Origin of the sequence: Citrobacter sp. wls615 (assembly GCF_005281355.1) — a bacterium.
Taxonomy (GTDB): domain Bacteria; phylum Pseudomonadota; class Gammaproteobacteria; order Enterobacterales; family Enterobacteriaceae; genus Citrobacter; species Citrobacter werkmanii.
The window spans coordinates 39565-53085 of sequence record NZ_SZXM01000003.1 but is presented as its reverse complement, the minus strand read 5'-3'; the positions used below and the strand labels follow the sequence as shown (position 1 = coordinate 53085).

General features: G+C 44.8%; 15 protein-coding genes and 1 pseudogene. 9 read left to right on the top strand and 7 right to left on the bottom strand.

Annotated elements, in window-relative coordinates:
- The first annotated feature begins 3 nt into the window (after window positions 1-3).
- Genes fliH through FDX04_RS00405 form a run of 6 tightly spaced genes read left to right on the top strand, consistent with a single transcriptional unit; the run spans window position 4 to window position 5289 of the window.
- Window positions 4-714, top strand: a complete 711-nt coding sequence (gene fliH / locus FDX04_RS00430) for a flagellar assembly protein FliH (protein ID WP_137360629.1) — start codon at window positions 4-6, stop codon at window positions 712-714.
- Window positions 707-2047 (top strand): flagellar protein export ATPase FliI, encoded by a 1341-nt coding sequence (gene fliI / locus FDX04_RS00425; protein WP_137370324.1) that lies wholly within the window; start codon window positions 707-709, stop codon window positions 2045-2047. Before fliH ends, fliI begins: the two co-directional genes overlap by 8 nt.
- Before the next feature lie 2 nt (window positions 2048-2049).
- Window positions 2050-2490, top strand: a complete 441-nt coding sequence (gene fliJ, locus FDX04_RS00420; protein ID WP_137370323.1) for a flagellar export protein FliJ — start codon at window positions 2050-2052, stop codon at window positions 2488-2490.
- Window positions 2491-2509: 19 nt separating this feature from the next.
- The gene (locus FDX04_RS00415; protein ID WP_137370322.1) at window positions 2510-3181 is read left to right on the top strand and encodes a glycosyltransferase family 25 protein; all 672 of its coding nucleotides are present in this window, start codon (window positions 2510-2512) and stop codon (window positions 3179-3181) included.
- Window positions 3182-3205: 24 nt separating this feature from the next.
- Entirely contained in the window at window positions 3206-4249 is a 1044-nt protein-coding gene (locus FDX04_RS00410; RefSeq protein WP_137370321.1) for a glycosyltransferase family 2 protein, read from the top strand.
- Window positions 4250-4281: 32 nt separating this feature from the next.
- Window positions 4282-5289: a glycosyltransferase family 9 protein gene (locus FDX04_RS00405; protein WP_137370320.1), complete on the top strand. Its 1008-nt coding sequence runs from the start codon at window positions 4282-4284 to the stop codon at window positions 5287-5289.
- Between the two features lie 89 nt (window positions 5290-5378).
- Here FDX04_RS00405 and FDX04_RS00400 read toward each other — a convergent pair whose 3' ends face one another.
- From FDX04_RS00400 to flgA, 7 genes and pseudogenes are all read right to left on the bottom strand, one after another.
- On the bottom strand, window positions 5379-6263 hold the full coding sequence (locus tag FDX04_RS00400) for a hypothetical protein (protein WP_061383084.1): 885 nt from the start codon (window positions 6261-6263) through the stop codon (window positions 5379-5381).
- 48 nt (window positions 6264-6311) lie between these two features.
- Window positions 6312-7562: a methyltransferase domain-containing protein gene (locus tag FDX04_RS00395; RefSeq protein WP_137370319.1), complete on the bottom strand. Its 1251-nt coding sequence runs from the start codon at window positions 7560-7562 to the stop codon at window positions 6312-6314.
- 70 nt (window positions 7563-7632) lie between these two features.
- A pseudogene (locus FDX04_RS00390) lies at window positions 7633-9033 on the bottom strand (glycosyltransferase); the annotation flags it as partial.
- A gap of 56 nt (window positions 9034-9089) precedes the next feature.
- Window positions 9090-10034 (bottom strand): lysine-N-methylase, encoded by a 945-nt coding sequence (locus FDX04_RS00385; protein WP_137370317.1) that lies wholly within the window; start codon window positions 10032-10034, stop codon window positions 9090-9092.
- A gap of 135 nt (window positions 10035-10169) precedes the next feature.
- Window positions 10170-10598 (bottom strand): flagellar protein FlgN, encoded by a 429-nt coding sequence (gene flgN, locus FDX04_RS00380; protein WP_061383080.1) that lies wholly within the window; start codon window positions 10596-10598, stop codon window positions 10170-10172.
- A gap of 12 nt (window positions 10599-10610) precedes the next feature.
- Window positions 10611-10898 (bottom strand): flagellar biosynthesis anti-sigma factor FlgM, encoded by a 288-nt coding sequence (gene flgM, locus FDX04_RS00375; protein WP_137370316.1) that lies wholly within the window; start codon window positions 10896-10898, stop codon window positions 10611-10613.
- 96 nt (window positions 10899-10994) lie between these two features.
- Window positions 10995-11765 (bottom strand): flagellar basal body P-ring formation chaperone FlgA, encoded by a 771-nt coding sequence (gene flgA / locus FDX04_RS00370; RefSeq protein WP_137370315.1) that lies wholly within the window; start codon window positions 11763-11765, stop codon window positions 10995-10997.
- Between the two features lie 82 nt (window positions 11766-11847).
- On the opposite strand from flgA, the gene FDX04_RS00365 reads away from it, so the two are divergent.
- The 3 genes from FDX04_RS00365 to FDX04_RS00355 are packed head-to-tail and all read left to right on the top strand — an operon-like array spanning window position 11848 to window position 13498.
- The gene (locus FDX04_RS00365; protein WP_137360640.1) at window positions 11848-12195 is read left to right on the top strand and encodes a flagellar basal body protein; all 348 of its coding nucleotides are present in this window, start codon (window positions 11848-11850) and stop codon (window positions 12193-12195) included.
- A 2-nt stretch (window positions 12196-12197) separates the two neighbouring features.
- Window positions 12198-12629, top strand: a complete 432-nt coding sequence (gene flgC / locus FDX04_RS00360; protein ID WP_006685942.1) for a flagellar basal body rod protein FlgC — start codon at window positions 12198-12200, stop codon at window positions 12627-12629.
- Window positions 12629-13498, top strand: coding sequence for a flagellar hook capping FlgD N-terminal domain-containing protein (locus tag FDX04_RS00355; protein WP_137370314.1), 870 nt, complete (start codon window positions 12629-12631; stop codon window positions 13496-13498). The genes flgC and FDX04_RS00355 overlap by 1 nt, the downstream gene beginning before the upstream one ends.
- The last annotated feature ends 23 nt before the right edge of the window (window positions 13499-13521 follow it).

Sequence of the window (13521 nt, the reverse complement as noted above, 5' to 3'; positions counted from 1 at the left end):
CACATGGCGATTGAAACCATTCGTGGTCGTTACCGGCTGCACCGTTTTCCTCCTCGCCAGCGCCATCTCCAGGCTGAACAGCTCACGCCGGGTATTACCCCGGCGGATTATCAGCGCCAGCTGATGGACGGCTTCCAGGAAGGGCTGCAAAAAGGTTTTGAGCAGGGGATGACCGAAGGCCAGGAGCAGGGCTTTCAGGAAGGTCATCAGAAGGGGCACGATGAAGGTCGTCGTCAGGGATACACTGAAGGCAGCCTGGCCGGACAGCAGGAAGGGCGCAAGCAGTTTGAACGGGCCGCGCAGCCGCTGGAAGCCATCTCTGGCAAAGTGAATGATTATCTGGCGCACATCCAGCGTAAACAGCGGGAAGACCTGTTGCAGCTGGTTGAAAAGGTGACCCGCCAGGTGATTCGTTGTGAGCTGGCGCTGCAACCGACGCAGCTATTATCGCTGGTCGAAGAGGCGATTTCGGCCTTTCCGGCGATGCCTGAATCGCTACAGGTGCTGCTGAGTAACGAAGAATTTAACCGTATCAAAGATGTCGCGCCTGAGAAGGTCACTGCATGGGGACTGACGCCATCTGCCGATCTGCAGGCGGGCGAGTGCCGGGTGATTACCGATAAATCCGAGCTGGATATTGGCTGCGAGCATCGACTCGAGCAATGTATGTCGGCACTCAAAGAGTCGCTGCTGCCGGAGCCGACGGGTGAGTGACCTTTCCAGCTTCGACAACGCGCTGCGTTCCATTGAGTCGATTCCTTTAGCCCGGGTAGCCGGGCGACTGGTGCGCGTGAACGGCATTTTGCTGGAGAGCGTGGGCTGTCCGCTGGTGACCGGCCAGTTGTGCCGCGTGGAAAGTGCCAACCATACGCTGATTGACGCGCAGGCGGTGGGATTTAATCGTGATATCACCTACCTGATGCCCTTCAAACACCCTGTCGGACTGATGGCGGGGGCGCGCGTATTCCCCGAAGAAAAAGCTCAGGAGATCCTGATTAGCGAAAGCTGGTTGGGGCGGGTGGTCAATGGCCTGGGCGAACCGCTGGATGCCAAAGGTCGTCTGACCGGCAATGACGTGCTACCGCCGCAGGCGCCGTCCATCAACCCCCTTACGCGTCGGTCGGTAAACCAACCGCTGGATGTTGGCGTAAAAGCAATCAACGGTCTGCTCACTATCGGTAAAGGCCAGCGCGTGGGATTAATGGCCGGCAGCGGCGTGGGAAAAAGCGTGCTGTTGGGGATGATCACCCGCCAGACCAAGGCCGACATCGTGGTGGTGGGGTTAATTGGCGAGCGTGGCCGCGAGGTGAAAGAGTTTATCGATCATTCACTGGGCGTGGAAGGCTTGGCAAAATCTATCGTCGTCGCGGCTCCGGCGGATGAGTCGCCGTTGATGCGTTTGAAAGCCACCGAGCTGTGCCACTCTATCGCGGCCTGGTTTCGCGATCGTGGGCATCACGTTTTACTGCTGGTGGATTCGTTAACCCGTTATGCCATGGCGCAGCGTGAGATTGCGTTGTCATTAGGGGAACCTCCGGCGACGAAAGGCTATCCGCCATCGGCGTTCGGCATGATCCCAAAGCTTGTGGAAAGCGCGGGCAACAGCGAAAGCGAAGGGTCAATGACTGCCATTTACACGGTGCTGGCGGAGGGGGACGATCAGCAGGATCCGATCGTTGACTGCGCGCGCGCGGTGCTGGATGGGCATATCGTTCTGACCCGTAAGCTGGCGGAAGCCGGGCATTATCCAGCCATCGATATTGGGCAGTCGATCAGTCGATGCATGACGCAGGTTACGCCCAACGAACACCAACAGTCGGCCCGTCTGCTGAAACAAAACTACGCCGCCTATATGGAAATTAAGCCGCTGATCCCGTTGGGAGGCTATGTTGCCGGAGCCGACCCCAGCGTTGATAAAGCCGTCAAAGTGTTCCCCGCTATCGAGCGTTTTCTGCGTCAGGAGGTGAGTGAACCCGCCTCACTTGAGCTGGTGCAAAGTCGCTTACAGGCCCTTTTCCCCCAGGCAAAGAAAACGGAAGGTAAATAATCATGCGGCAAATTATTGATACCCTGGCGCAATTGCAGCGCCTGCGGGATAAATCAGTAAAAGACATGACGGTCCAGCTGGCTAAACAGCAGCAGGTCTGCACCGGTTTTGACAATAACATCAAAGCGCTGGGCTACCTTATTCAAAAAACCGGCACCGGTGTTGACACCCCTTCCGTTGAATCACTTAAAAACGTCACGGGTTACAAAGGTACGCTGCGCACGGTGATTGCCTGGCAAGAACAGGAAAAAACGCTGGCTAAAATCAAAGAGCAGCGTATTCAAAAAAATCTGGTTGCCGCGGCCTGCGAAGAGAAAATTGTCGCCATGACGTTGGCAGATAAGCGTTACGCGCTGAGCAATGAGGCGCAGGTAAAAGAGCAAAAAGTCGTAGATGAAATCGCCGCGCAATGCTGGCTAAGACAGAAGACGCTGGGACTATAAACCTTCGTAGAGGTTGGCTATGAGTCATATAGATTGGAGTTATATTGATAAGGTCGTTTATATTAACCTTAAACGCCGAAGCGATCGCAATTATCGCATAAAAAAACAGCTTGAATGCATTGGAATAGAAAAAGGCAAAATAATTCGATTTGATGCAGTAGAGACTAACCCAGGTTTTATAGGATGCACTCAATCACATATTGCTGTTATTGAAATGGCAATATCAGAAAAATGGAGTAATGTACTCATTCTTGAAGATGATTTTGAGTTTGCTCAGGATCTGAGTGTTATTTACAGAACGAATAAATATCTTGGGGCATTGAGGCATGTTCCATGGTCGGTTGCATTTTTCTCGGCAAATTATTCTAAGGTAACACCTTTTAAAAATATCAACTATATTGTGAAAGTGGATAAATCTTGGTGTGCCTGTGCTTATGCAGTAAATAGCGACTATTATGAGATATTGTTGGAAAACTTTAAACAAGGACTAGAGCATCTTCAGCGAACAAGGCAGCAGCATCGATATGCCCTTGATGTATATTGGCAAATACTAATGGATAAACATTGTTGGCTAGGTGTTTACCCAAGCATCGGTCACCAAACTCCTGATAAAAGTGATATTGAGAATAAATTTGTTGATTATAAGGCTCTGTTTTATAAAGATATATCCATAATAAGAACGAAAATATAGAAAAATCTAGCGAGAACGTTATAAATGGAAATTAAAATTAGTATTATCGTTGCTGTGTTTAATGATGAACGGCACATTGAAAGATGTATCCTCTCTGTAATCAACCAAAATTATAGCAACTATGAGTTGATAATTGTTGATGATGGTTCTACGGATAAAACGCCAGATATTGTCAATGGCTATGCAAAAGGAAACGGGAATATTAATCTTTTTAGCGTATCTCATAAGGGATTAGGTTCCGCAAGAAATATTGGGCTGGAAAATACTACAGGTGACTACATATTATTTCTTGATTCAGATGATGAACTTTTTCCAGAATGCCTATCGGTCCTTAATAAAGAATTTGAGAGCAATAATATTGATGTTTTGTTTTTTTCAAGCAAAATAATTTTTTCTGATGGTCATCAATTTAATAAAAACATATGCAATTACTATCTTCGGCCTAATGAACTGCTTTTTGAAGTAATGTCGGCAAAAAAGTTCTATAGTCAATCAATTGAACACCTTATTCGATTCGGATATGGTTATCCTGTTGTTGTATGGGGTTATGCGTATAGAAAAAATATTGCCCCAGCATTGCGATTTTTGCAAGAGATGCATGAGGATGAATATTTTACATCTGCACTTTTAATATCTAATCATTCTATGAATGTGAAGTGTACTGATAAAGAACTAATCAAGCATTATATCAGATCGGGCTCAGTAACTACATCGAATGTCACTTTAATGGCTGTTATTTCTTATATTGACGCTATTAATTCTCTATTGTTTATTATTAGCAACATTGATGATGTTGTAACATTGAGGAGTTTTTATTTTAACTTGATGTCGATTTTAAATGGATGTATTCATAAGAATAATTCACTTGGAGAAAATGCAGTAACACCAATAAAACTAATTGAAATGCTGATAAAACCTCTTTATGGGAAAAGTAAAATAAAAGAAAACTCAACTTATCTCGAATTGCTTCATCGTCTGGTTGTTGGAATATCGAAATCATATAGTTTAAATCAAAACCAAGAAGTTCAATCAATTATAAAAACAATTAGTGGACTGTTAACCAGATAATTTTTGTTTTTATATTAATATAAGGGGGGGAGATGGGTTCTGAAAATAAAATAGACTATAAAAAAACTTTGTTTTTATATATTGATGCAGCAATGGGGGATGTTCTTTATCTTATTTCAGCTTGTCAGGCAATAAAAAAGAACAGATCATCTCTCATTTTACTTACCAAAGATATATATATGTCTTTGGGGCTGCGTTGCAAGTGGATAGCCGATTGTTGGGATTTTCAACGTTTATCAGACGATGAGCTAAAAAATGTTAAAGAAGCGCAGGCAGAAAGTCGATTTTATAATTTTACAAACTGGCAACATGCGCTCTGTAATCAGCATATGACAGATAGCTTTTTATCACTTTTAAACATAAAAGCAAATGCCTTAGATAAAACTCTGGATCTGAATATCTTAGATTCAGAAAAAATAAAAGTAGACGTTTTTTTAAAAGAAAAAATTAATAATAAGAAGAAGATCGTCCTTATGCATCCAAATATAGGCCATCCAAACCGAACATGGCCAGCAGAGTACTGGGAACAACTGTCCTCTCTTTTTATTAAAGGTAATTGGAATGTTATGTTTATCGGAAGCAATAATAATTCAGAGAAAAATAAAAAAGTTATTAATGTAGAAAATAAAAAAGTTATCAATGCAATAGATAAATTTACCCCATTGGAAACTATAGCGTTAATGAATAGATGTGACTTGTTAATATCCTGCGATTCAGGACCAATTATGTTAGCTGGCGCAACAGATATTAAAATAATAGGTGTTTATTCAACTATTTCATCATCTCTCCGTCTACCATTTCGGCATGGAGAGTTAGGGTGGAATTGTAGAGGCTTAGATATTTCTTGTAAGTATGGACCATGTGCACATTTTATTCAAGATGAAAAGGTATTTACGACCCTGATAAATAGAAAATTTAGCTCTCCAACGGTTAATGAATTTGCTAATTGGTGCTTGAATAAAAATTCCTTTACGTGTTTGAATAGCTACAAACCGATTTCTCTTTTTAAAGAAGCTATTGATTTTATAAGTAGTATATAAATTTTGTACTTTTTTCTAAAGTGGGTGAGAAATAAAACTCCATATTGATATCGTATACTAATATGGAGTTTTATAGATACTGTGAAAAGCTACGATAGCATTTCTTCAATAGTTTTTGGGGAAATCTTATGGCCAAATTTCTTTAATAAGAAAAATTTCGGTGGCTCATATATCTGGAATATGTTGTCTGGTATATCAGAGAATAGGTTATGATGAATATCTTTTATAAAGAAAGCATTCGCGCCCGTTTGAGTGTTGCAGCAGATAAGGCGATAGTTAAATTTTTCAAATAACTCACAGAGATTCATTAATGCAGCTCCGTAGTAGTCACTACCATCCCACTGGTGGGTTGGATTATAAGGCATCACAAAGCGTAATGGCGGAACGAATTTAGCATTGTACTCACAAATAAAAAGATCTGGAGTAAGACCATTTTGTAGTAACGACTGTATAAAATGATAGTCATTTCCATCCAAGTCCAAAGAGACGATATTTGGTGATGATACTTCTAAATATTTTAATCCCTCGTGTAATAGTGTATTAATGTTTTCAAGCGTTATCCAGTTTTTTATATATTTCAGACGTGAAGCTTTAAGTTGATCAAATGCAAGAACTTCTCCTCCAATCCAAAAACCTTTCCAGCCAAGATTAGCTAATATTAATGTATTATTTTCAAGACCATTGCCCACACCAAACTCAGCGAATGTTCCATTTACCAAGCCTAATCTACGAACAATTTCTAATGTAATACCATCTTCATCACTTTGAGAGAAAGCTTTCATGCCACACCGTGCTAACGGGTTTGCTGATGATAAACGCCAGTTCATAGACATATTGATTAGCAAAAGATCGTTTATATTATCTAGTTTATTAGAGATTATCCAGTTGATCTTTTTCGATGTTTCTATTTCTGACTTTATTAAACCTATGTCAGATATTAAAGTGTTAATTATCTTATCTTCAATGTTATTCATGTTAACTATCTTTCCGGTAGTTTATATTGTATCAGTAATGTATATTGATTAGATTTTTTTTATGATTACTTCGATACCACTTTCGGCAAAAGGTGTTCTTGTTTGATCGATGCGTGGTAATCCAGGTAAATAGCTATGGTTTAGCTGCTCTATTTTTACCACTTCTATGTTGAATTTTATTTCTTTTAATAAATCTATTATATTTATTGATACTGGAGACCAACTTTTTTCTTTAAAGATAGTGAACGTATGTTTGTGATCAGAATTAAACGTAGATGGCCAGATCTTTTGCTCATAAAGATCTTCATCGGGAATTGTCATGATTAGATACCCTTTGGGCTTCAAAACACGAATCCAGTTGTTTAATGCTATTGATGGGTTGACCATATGCTCAAGACAATGTGCTGAATGAATAAAGTCAAAGCTACTATCTTGTACATTTTCCACGTATTGTGCATCACCTTGCGGCATATCATACAATGTAATGTTTTGTATTAATGGGAACAGGGATTTATAAATACCAATGCTGTCCGAACCTCCACCAATATCTAACCCATTACCCACAAACCAGCGAGAGGTAAATCTTGAATCCATCAATCTTCGATTGAGTGACATGCAGGTAGTACCCACAACACCACGATTGATATAAAATTTAGCATTTTTATCTCCCGGTTTTATCCATGGTTTAATTGGTGTTTCACCGAAGGATTTAGGCCATAAAACAACGTATCCCGTATCTTCTGGATGTATGTTTATAAAGTGTGTTTCGCTGAATTTGTTGAGTATTTCAAGAAATTCATCTTTTCTTGAAAATGCGTGCTCCGCATAATCTGGTAATACGCCATCGCCAAATTTTATATCTTTTAAATATATCCTACAGTCATCAATGATTACTATAGAATTTGATACTTGATTGTGGAGAATACGCATTTCAGAAAGTAATGGCAGTCTTGTCTCTTGGTCCCAATGCTTTGTTTTATACGATTCATTGCCATAATCTGCTCCTGGATAATGAGCGTCAAGAAAGATTACACATCGTTCTTTTTCTAAAGTTTCTTTCACATCTGGCGATTGCAAAAATTCAATGCTATTACTAAACTTAACGGTAATGTTATCATTATGCTCAGTTTGTGATTTATCAAATAGCGGTTTATATACTTCACAAGATTTTACATATTTGAAACCCGCAATTAATGCAGCTTTGCAAGAATGTCCATGCCCATAACCAGTCTCAATTAAATGAGCAACGTGGTAGTCTTGTACAATTTTTTCTAATGGAAAGCGAGTAAGTGAACCCATTTTTAATCTCAATTGAATTTTTAGTGGTTGTTGAATGGAATATGTATTATTATGCTGTGTTTCTTTTGTTTATTTTATTGAAATAATATATGGTGTTGTCTGTCTCTTTTTTTTCTGTATCACTATAGCCAGGTCGCTGGTAGGAAATGCTGGGGTAATATGCAAGCCATTTTCCATTTTGTAAAAGAGGTTGCCAGTTATTCTCTAGGACACCAGAAATATCCTGCTGCATTTGCTTTTCGAGTACTGAGTAGTAAGTGCTATTTACCATATACGCGCAAACCTTATTGCAATCTCTAGCGTGAACAATTCCACTTAAACTTTTAAGTAATTTTCCTTTGTTTATTTTTCCTCCTAACAAAATAACTTCCCAAGGTAATTTAGAAAGGTTTGCGAGTAACTTATTGAGTGCACGAGTATGTTTCTCTTGCTTCAATATAATGGCATCGTCTTCCATTAAGATGTAATTATTCCAACCTTTACTTTTTGCAAGCTTTAAGGCTAATAAATGTGAGTGATGTCGGCCTATATGGGCATCATCATTTTCACTGGCGGCAAGACGGGTGATCTTTTCTGTCGGAACGTTCAGTTGCGCCAGTTCCTGTTGGATCTGACTCAGACGATCGGTTCGTTTATCCAGGTTGATGACGATGATCTGATCGATGGCATCCCACTGTATCGGTGAATTGTGCGTGGCATTATGCAGGCTTTGATACCAGTTTTTGAGCATAGGGTCTGCAATCCACTGCTCAATGCTCCCCGCTAAAGGCTCACTTGAACCGAGAACAAAATCTTTATCAAAGGTGTTCTGGCTGTGTGACACACAGATAATTGTCCGTTCTCCGGGTAATTGGAGCGGTTTAACAGTGAATTTATTGGTGAACCCTTCTTCTTCGCCTAAATTGCATTCATCAACGTAGCGATGCTTTTTCAAATAATTACGGTGATAGCAAAATGTCCCGTTCAAAATGTGTCTTTTGCCGAAAGAACGTGTTTTAAATATACGGTTGATATGGCTATACCAGATGGGGATCTGATCGGAACCCGAAATCAACGCCCGGTGGCGCTGCATCATCTCAATGGTGTAAGAGATTTTATCTGATGGATAATAATCATCATCATCCATACACAAAATATATTCACCTAACGCCAGCTCATTGAGCATATTGCGTTTTCTGCCCAGGTCGAGCTTTTCCGGGTGATAGATATAGCGAATATTAAATTTCTCAGGGTGGTTTTGCGTCAACCTGTCGATGATCGACTGATGGCTTTGCGGGGAATCATCGAGGATCACCAGCTCCCGGCGGTCGGCTGGGTAATCCTGATACCGGTACATGTACAGTAAATAGGGTAAGAAAGCGGCGCGGTTCCACGTGGGAGTGACAACGCTGACAAATGGCTTTTCACGGCCAGTATCCAGCGTTTTGACAATGCCGGTCAGGGCGGAACGAGCTTTAGAGGTTTCAGGCATAGTGATGTGTATTCGTGATTCGAAAAAGGACCGGGCATTCACCCGGTCAACAGGCACTAACGTGTAATCAGGGAAAACGCCGAGAGCAGAGGGTCTCCGGGCAGTATGTTCAGAATATGCTGGCGCAGCGAGTTGGCATTCTCGCTATTGCGCCAGGCTTCAAACAGCGCGAAAAGGGCATAAATTTCGTCGTGGCTTAATGTGGAATCGTCCATTGTCCACAGGCAAAAGAGTGTGCGAATCATAAAGACATCGGCGACCAGCCAGAAGAAACGCTGGAGCGGGCTTTCATCGTTGTGTTGCGGGAAAGTGTCGTGATACAAGCGATAAATCAGGTAGTTACTGAAAATCCAGCTCTCCTGCGCGAAATAGCGATCCCATGTCATTAACCACTGCTCCTGCAACTGCTGCTGGAGCAAGGCTTCACTGTTGGCATCCTGCAGCATCAGCAGGCTGACCTGCAGGGGCAAGGTCAGCTTACGCGCACTTTCCGGCAACAGCTCCCAATTGAAATCACAGTTGCCCATTTGGGTGATCATTTCCCGCTGCAACTGAGGCAGACTGGGCAGTTGTGCGAATTGCTCCTGCAGTTTTCCACTTTCTGCATGTTCAGCCAGCACTTGTGGTAGCGAGGCCAGCTTCTCAAGCGTAGGGTCGCTGTCGCCTGGGCATTTCTCGGAAAAAGAGAGCATGATGCCCAGCGCATACAGGCGCAGTTCCGGCGACAAACCTGGAATGGTGATGGTATTCAGAGCGGATTGATTCAAGACCTGATCGCGTGCGGATAACGCCGGGCTGTCCTGGTCAGCTGCGCATTTTGACGTATGCAGGACAAAGGCATTGGGATCGCCTAATGCAGCCTGACAGCTGGCCGGATCGGTTAAGTTCAGACTCTGACGAACTTCCGTTTTCCAGCGCATGTTGACCAGTAAAGCGGAATCCGGGTGGTGGGATAAAAACAACCGGACAAAGTCGGGTTCATAACAATCAATCATACTCATAATTTGTTCTCAGTAATCCCAATGTTCAAAATCTGGCTATAACAGTGCAATATCCATGCCTGAATTTTAATTGTATTTATATCAATTAATTAGGTGAGGCGCGGAAAGTCGGTTTCCGCGTCAGGGAAGGAAGTTTTAGCGCTGGTAAATAAAATCTGGCTCAGTGCCTAAAAAAGCCTGAATAAACTCATACTGACGGATCAGCAGATCGCCATTTTTTTCGTTGTACATCTTGCAGCATTTCGCTTTTTGCTCAAGGCTTTGCCACCAGCCCTCTGCGGCAGTTTTCTGCACGCCCGGCAACCAGCTAAAGACCTGCTCTATCCCTGCACGATTGACGCTTACGCCCAGCAGTTGCAGGATCGAGCGGCGCTGTTGGCTACTGTTTTGCAACTGCTCATAATGCTGTTGAATAAGTTCATTGACAGCCAGCAGCTCGTCGCTGTCGCGACGGATCATACACAGACGTTGTTGTTCCAACTGGTGTCTGAGCGCGTCATACCGCGTCCCGTCCTCGCGGATGCCCTGAAGTAGAGTTTTGACCTGCTGTAGCCTGGTACTCACTGTTGTAGCCTCTTATTTCTGGAAAAAGCTGAGCATGTCCCCAGCCAGTTGGTCGGTATCAACCTGCATGTCGCCTGAGGCCAGCATGGCCTGCATTTGCGCTACTTTGTCGTAATCGACGTCACTTTGCGTATCGCTGTTCAGCGTTTGCTGCGCCGTTTGCAATCCCGCCTGAGTAATATCGTCGGCTGAAAGCGTCGTGGCGCTGGACGTACTCGTCTGCGCGCTGCTCTTGTCTGAACGCGCCTGTTCGGTTGTCGATGCAGGGCGATTGCCTGGCAGAGTCGGGGTAATTTTCATAGCAACCTCGTACATATTCCGTGGGGTTGGTTATCTGTTATTGGTTAAAAGCGACGGCAATAGAAGAAAACTTTAATCCCATCACAAAAAATCCCCTCACTGCTCAGCCGTCAGCGTGGTGACCACGCCGGTATCGTCTACCACGCCGCTAATGATCCGCTGGCTGCTGCTGTTGCGAACTTTTATCACATCCCCTTTACGACCATTTTTCAATGCCACGCCCGGCATCGAGGCGGTAATCCCGTCCATGTGGGAGACGAGCATTACCGGCTGGTCGCGTTTCACCAATACAGGCTGAACCAGCTCGCTACGGGTAATCGGCTTACCCGGTTGTAGGGCGCGCTTGCTGGTGAGACCAATCGCTTCATCCATATTTGTCATCAACCCTTCCCGCTGGTTGCTGATATTGAATTTTTTAAGCTGCAGGTCGTCGGTCGTAATCACCGTATCTCGGGCAATCAACGACTTTGGCATCACTACCGGCACCGACACGTCGGGGCGCACTGCAACGTTATATTTCCAGCCCGCATTGCCCGGGCAGGTCACCACAAAGTTCATTCGTGACAAGGCCATCTCCGGGGAGGTACTGGAGGTGATCTGTGGCGTCGACGCGCATAGCGCGCTGGTGCTCACGGCTGAGGGGATATAGATATTGAACGTGTAGCGATAGTCCTGCCACTGCTGCTTTTGTGCCAGCGCGTCAATTTCATGAGCAGCCGCTGTCAGGACCAGTGCGTTGATCTGTTCCCGGGCGCTGTGCTGAATGGGGTGGACGGCGGCATGTACGGGTAATACACAGCATATAGCCAGCAATATTTCCGCGGCAAAGGGGAAAGAAGGCTTCCTTACATAGGAGGGGAGTTTCATAAAGTCATTTCTCATCAATCACTTAAAAGTTGGCATATATATTGCTAATAACAACGATATCTACGCAGGAGTGATGCAAGAAATGGGAATCAGTTTTCAGCAGGCATTGGGTGTACATCCGCAGGCAGTGAAGTTACGTCTTGAGAGGACCGAGCTACTGACTGCGAATCTGGCAAACGTCGATACACCAAATTTCAAAGCCAAAGATATTGATTTTGCCGCTGAGATGCAACGGGCAAGTCGCACAAATGTTCCACCCGAGGTGGACGTGAAGTACCGGGTGCCGATGCAGCCTTCAGAGGATGGCAATACCGTAGAGCTGAATACCGAGCAGGCCCGGTTTTCACAAAATAGTATGGATTATCAAAGCAGTCTGACCTTTTTGAACCTGCAACTTAGCGGTATCAAAGAGGCCATTGAAGGAAAATAACCATGTCGTTTACTGATATTTACCAGATTTCCGGCTCGGCGATGACGGCGCAAACCATCCGTCTGAATACCGTCGCCAGCAACATGGCGAATGCGGAATCTCCTGCCAGCAGCGAGGCGCAGGCCTATAAGGCGCGCAGTCCGGTTTTTGCCGCGGTTTACAACAATAGCCTGATAGGTGGACATAACCGTCACGCCATTGATGGCGCCAGCGTACAGGTACAGGACGTCATGCAAAGCGGCGGGGCGGTGAAACGTTATGAGCCGCATCACCCAATGGCGGACCAGAATGGTTTTGTCTGGTACCCGGACGTCAACGTGGTCGAGCAAATGGCTGACATGATGTCAGCGTCACGTGATTTTGAAACCGACGTTGATGTGCTGAATAACGTCAAAAGTATGCAGCAAAGCTTACTCAAACTGGGAGAAGTGTAATGAATACCCTGGCTCTGTATGCCCAATCTCAGGCGCTGGCTTCTTCTCAGGAGAAGCCGACGGCCGTTGCTGAAAATAACGTCGGCGCCACAGCGCAAAGCTCTAATGTGGGAGACAGCAGTTCTTCTGCCACGTCGTCAACGACGGATACCAGCGACACGACTAATACCCCAACGACGACGGTATCGACGGAAACCTCAGGGGTGGAAACCTTCCTGACCTTATTTGTTGCGGAAATCGAAAATCAGGATCCAACCGATCCCACCGATCCTACGGCCTATATCGATCAGCTCTCCTCAATGGCGCAGGTCGCCATGATGGAAGAGATGAGCGTCCAGGCCAACACCAACGCCGTGCTGATGAGCAACATTCAGGTGATGGCGCTGGGGAATATGGTCGGCGACGACATCATGGTGCAAACCACCTCGCTGGATATCGAAGATAACAGCAAGGAGATTCAGGGGCGCGTCACGCTGGATGACAGCTGTACCGATGTGGATTTGCACTTTACCGATGAAGCGGGTGATGACTACACCGTGTCGCTGATCCCGGAAGGTGAAACCTCCGTCGGACCCGGCCAGGTGGACTTCGACATCAATCCTGCGGATTACGGCATCCCGCCGGGCGATTACAGCGTATCCGTGGTGACCAATACCGGGGAAGAGGAAGTGCCGATTGAGGTGACGGGCAAGGTGGAAGATGTGCGTATTCCGCTCGATGGCAGCACGCCGGTGCTCAACGTTGACGGCGTTGGCGAAGTGCCATTCACCATGATCACCCAGTTTGGCGTACCGGATAGCACTGATGACACCACGCCGCCAGATACTAACGACGGCAGCGATAACGCCGACAGCAATACAGTGCTCTGATTTAGTTTACATTACAGGAAGAA

Coding starts and splice junctions, on each gene's coding strand:
- fliJ (WP_137370323.1), top strand. CDS start 2,050: ATGCGGCAAATTATTGATACCCTGGCGCAATTGCAGCGCCTGCGGGAT.
- FDX04_RS00400 (WP_061383084.1), bottom strand. CDS start 6,263: ATGAATAACATTGAAGATAAGATAATTAACACTTTAATATCTGACATA.
- FDX04_RS00355 (WP_137370314.1), top strand. CDS start 12,629: ATGAATACCCTGGCTCTGTATGCCCAATCTCAGGCGCTGGCTTCTTCT.
- FDX04_RS00415 (WP_137370322.1), top strand. CDS start 2,510: ATGAGTCATATAGATTGGAGTTATATTGATAAGGTCGTTTATATTAAC.
- FDX04_RS00405 (WP_137370320.1), top strand. CDS start 4,282: ATGGGTTCTGAAAATAAAATAGACTATAAAAAAACTTTGTTTTTATAT.
- flgC (WP_006685942.1), top strand. CDS start 12,198: ATGTCGTTTACTGATATTTACCAGATTTCCGGCTCGGCGATGACGGCG.
- FDX04_RS00410 (WP_137370321.1), top strand. CDS start 3,206: ATGGAAATTAAAATTAGTATTATCGTTGCTGTGTTTAATGATGAACGG.
- FDX04_RS00365 (WP_137360640.1), top strand. CDS start 11,848: ATGGGAATCAGTTTTCAGCAGGCATTGGGTGTACATCCGCAGGCAGTG.
- FDX04_RS00395 (WP_137370319.1), bottom strand. CDS start 7,562: ATGGGTTCACTTACTCGCTTTCCATTAGAAAAAATTGTACAAGACTAC.
- FDX04_RS00385 (WP_137370317.1), bottom strand. CDS start 10,034: ATGAGTATGATTGATTGTTATGAACCCGACTTTGTCCGGTTGTTTTTA.
- flgA (WP_137370315.1), bottom strand. CDS start 11,765: ATGAAACTCCCCTCCTATGTAAGGAAGCCTTCTTTCCCCTTTGCCGCG.
- flgM (WP_137370316.1), bottom strand. CDS start 10,898: ATGAAAATTACCCCGACTCTGCCAGGCAATCGCCCTGCATCGACAACC.
- fliH (WP_137360629.1), top strand. CDS start 4: ATGGCGATTGAAACCATTCGTGGTCGTTACCGGCTGCACCGTTTTCCT.